This is a genomic window from Congregibacter sp. (assembly GCF_965662665.1).
GTDB lineage: Bacteria > Pseudomonadota > Gammaproteobacteria > Pseudomonadales > Halieaceae > Congregibacter.
In genome coordinates, this window is record NZ_CBFIIF010000062.1 from 388 (window position 1) to 2,486 (window position 2,099).

The 2,099-nt window shown below is 54.1% G+C and carries 2 protein-coding genes; both read left to right on the top strand.

All coding sequences use genetic code 11. The annotated features are described in order from the left end of the window. Positions 1-166: 166 nt before the first annotated feature. Positions 167-1,234: a protease SohB gene (gene sohB, locus ACTG39_RS14105; protein WP_439108198.1), complete on the top strand. Its 1,068-nt coding sequence runs from the start codon at positions 167-169 to the stop codon at positions 1,232-1,234. 11 nt (positions 1,235-1,245) lie between these two features. Next, a complete protein-coding gene (locus ACTG39_RS14110; RefSeq protein WP_439108199.1) occupies positions 1,246-1,953 on the top strand; it encodes a DUF4956 domain-containing protein in 708 nt (235 codons plus the stop codon). Positions 1,954-2,099 lie beyond the last annotated feature (146 nt).

Consider the following 2,099-nt stretch of genomic DNA (forward strand, 5'->3'; position numbering starts at 1 on the left):
GAGGTTATCCCTGACCAAGATGAAATTTCCGAAGCCAACTGGTACCACGGGGAAAATCTTCCCCCGGTACCGCCGCCGTCATCAATAGCCGGCCAACTCATTCAATACCATTGTCGCAGAACGCAGAGACGCTAAACCGTCGGTTCTCACACTCTTAGGAAGCTCTATGGAATTTCTCTCTGAATACGGACTCTTTTTAGCGCAGGCGATCACCATCGTCGTGTCCGTGGGTCTCATCGTGTTATTGGTCACCGCTGTCTCTCAGCGCCATCGGGGAGAGAGTGGTGGTCATATCGAAGTACACAAGCTGAATGACCGCTACAAAGAGCTGCAGGAAACGCTGCGCGATGCGACGCTCGATCCCGCGTTACGAAAGGAGTCACACAAGGCTGAAAAGAAAGCGGATAAGAAGAAAGCCAAAGAGGAGGCTAAGGCCGCAAAACAGCGCGTTAAAGAAGGTAAGGAAGACAGCGCTGAGCAGCCGCGTCTCTACGTGCTGGATTTTGATGGCGATATTCGTGCATCGGCGGTGCAGCAATTACGGGAGGAGGTCTCGACGCTATTGGCCGAGCTTCGCGAGAGTGATGAGGTTTTGCTCCGTCTGGAAAGTGGCGGCGGCATGGTGCATAGCTATGGGCTTGCTTCGAGCCAACTTCAGCGCATTCGCGACAAGGGGGTCAATCTCACGGTAGCTGTCGATAAGGTCGCAGCCAGTGGCGGTTATATGATGGCCTGCGTCGCAAACCATATCATTGCGGCTCCCTTTGCAATCATTGGTTCCATTGGTGTGATCGCACAGCTTCCCAACTTTCACCGCGTTTTGAAGAAAAACGACATTGACTTCGAAGTACTCACCGCAGGAGAGTACAAGCGAACCCTAACAGTGTTCGGCGAGAATACTGATAAAGGCCGCGATAAGTTCAAAGATGAGCTGGAGGACACCCATATACTCTTCAAGCGATTTGTTAAAGAGAATCGTGAAGTTGTTGATATTGATAAAGTTGCTACGGGAGAGACATGGTTTGGGCAACGCGCCAAGGATGTCAATTTGGTGGATAGCCTGCAAACTTCCGATGAGTATATTCAAGATAAACTAGCCACGCACGGCGTCTATGAGTTGAGCTACGTCCCGCGCAAGAACTGGCAGCAGAAATTGGGTATTGCCGCAGAGAGCGCCTTGGAACGTAGTTTTCTAAAGCTCTGGCAGGCGGCGCTCACACGACCCAGGCAGTGATAGGCGGCTAAATGAACGTACGGGGAACTGAAGCAAAACAGAACATTACGCCACGGCAGCTGATCACTCGGCTTGTCGTGTACTACGGATGCTTACTGGCCATCATCACCGCGCTGCTGCTTGCGCATTCGGATTCCCTGCAGTACCTACCGTTTGGCGGCAACGACGCCCACGATCGTAAGGACTTTGAGGTGACCGAGACCTCAATCCGTATGCCTCGGGAGTTGCTGGAGACGGGGATGGCAACAAGGGACGTAACGCCAGAAATGTTCTTCTTGTCGATACTGTTTCTAACAGGCACGCTGATAACGACTGTCCTGGTCATGATTCCGGTCACCTGGACATACGCAGCGACCCGCTATGAGGCGGGACCCTCCAAGGTATTCGTCCGCGCGCTGGTCCTCTTGCCCATCGCAGCAACGGCCGTGGTCTTATTGATACAGGACAGCCTTGCCTTAGCGTTCGGACTCGCGGCACTGGTCGCAGCCGTACGTTACCGCGTCAGTTTACCTGAGGCTATTGATGGCATTTGTATTTTTGTCGCGATTTGTGTTGGCCTGGCAGCCGGCGTGGGCTTTATGGGCGTTGCGCTGATAATGACGCTGGTGTTTACGCTGACTAATGCCGTTCTATGGCAGCTTGACTACGGCCGCAATCCCCTCGACGACGCGCGCCAGGATGTGGCAGCCGCAAAGCTGGCCGCAAAGTTGCGGGACTGATGCTAGGCCTCATCTAACATTTAGCGCGACGACTCAGGGTCCTCACAGAGCTTGCGCTGGAGCATCGCTCGATTCGCCAGCGCGTCCTGATCCTCAGCATCTGCCAGGATAGCCGCGCTTACGTCGTTCTGCGGCGTCAGGCAGGG